Source organism: Rhodococcus sp. Leaf278, from assembly GCF_001426085.1.
GTDB lineage: Bacteria > Actinomycetota > Actinomycetes > Mycobacteriales > Mycobacteriaceae > Rhodococcoides.
Genome location: NZ_LMRR01000039.1, coordinates 1 through 1,043 on the forward strand (window position 1 = coordinate 1; position 1,043 = coordinate 1,043).

General features: G+C 62.4%; 2 protein-coding genes. One reads left to right on the forward strand and one right to left on the reverse strand.

Annotated elements, in window-relative coordinates; translation table 11 throughout:
- Positions 1 to 594: cutinase family protein (locus ASG84_RS20400; RefSeq protein ID WP_057478835.1), on the reverse strand; the 594-nt coding region annotated here is incomplete at its 3' end.
- 255 nt (positions 595 to 849) lie between these two features.
- Here ASG84_RS20400 and ASG84_RS27610 point away from each other — a divergent pair.
- Positions 850 to 1,043 (forward strand): hypothetical protein (locus ASG84_RS27610; protein WP_156399637.1); only part of this gene is annotated, 194 nt, incomplete at its 3' end.

The window sequence follows — 1,043 nt, forward strand, 5'->3', positions numbered from 1 at the left end:
ACCGTACTGAAGGTGCGCGAAGGCGTTGAACCCGCCGATCTGACATACCGGATCGCCGAAATTGCAGAAGCTCGTCGCACGTGATCCATATGTGCTGCTCGATGTTTCGATCTTCTGTCCGAAGAGGCCGAACGGGTTGCCGAACACCACGACTGCCTCGACGCGGGACGCTATGGCGGCGGGGATGACGGCACCGGTGACGCTGCTGGGGGTGCGGAGTCCGAGAGCATTGGTCACGACGGTGGCTCCCTGCGAGTATCCGCCGATTACGAATGTCGTCGAAGGGCACGATGCCGCAACGGAATTCAGGTGCGCGACCAGGTCACGGGATCCGGGGCCCGCGCTTGCCTGGGTGAAGTCTGCGGCGTAGTCGACGGCGTAGGTGCTCACCGAGCGGTCCGACAGCTGAGATTTCAGGCTATTGACGAATGGTGTGCCGGTGATGCCGAGTCCAGGGAGCTCGCCGGTTCCGCGGGCGAAGGAGACATCGACGTCCGAACAGGGCGCAGCGGTTGCCACCCCCGCCGGAACTACTACTGCTGATGCGGAAACAGCAAGTACTGCAGTGGAATAGGCGAGCCAACGTCTCTTCATGCGGTGTCCTTCTTCGGTGGAGGGAGGCCTACAGGCACGAACGATAGCTGCTGAAACATTCTTTTCCCAGGGTCGTCAAAGTTTCGATTACCAGCATCTGGTCGGTCGGTTCGGCAGTTCTGGGGGAGTGCCCCGCGCTGATGTCGGTTGGGCATCACGGGGCTGGTTTCTCAACGTCTGTTGCGCTACTGTCTGCGCTGGGGTCGACGTAGACCGGGCACAAAGCCTGGTCCGAATTTGTCCGGGGGATATGACGTGAAGAGTCGTGGAGTACAGGTCGCGGTAGTGGCGGGGGCAATCGTGGCCCTGTGTCCGACGATGTCGGCGAACGCTGCGCCCGGCCCGGCTCCGGCCCCCGCCACGATCCTCGGCTCGATCGAGAACGGACCCGGCAGCTTCAGTGTCTATCGCACTGTCGACAGTGGGCAGCGCCCTGCCGAAGCAGACAA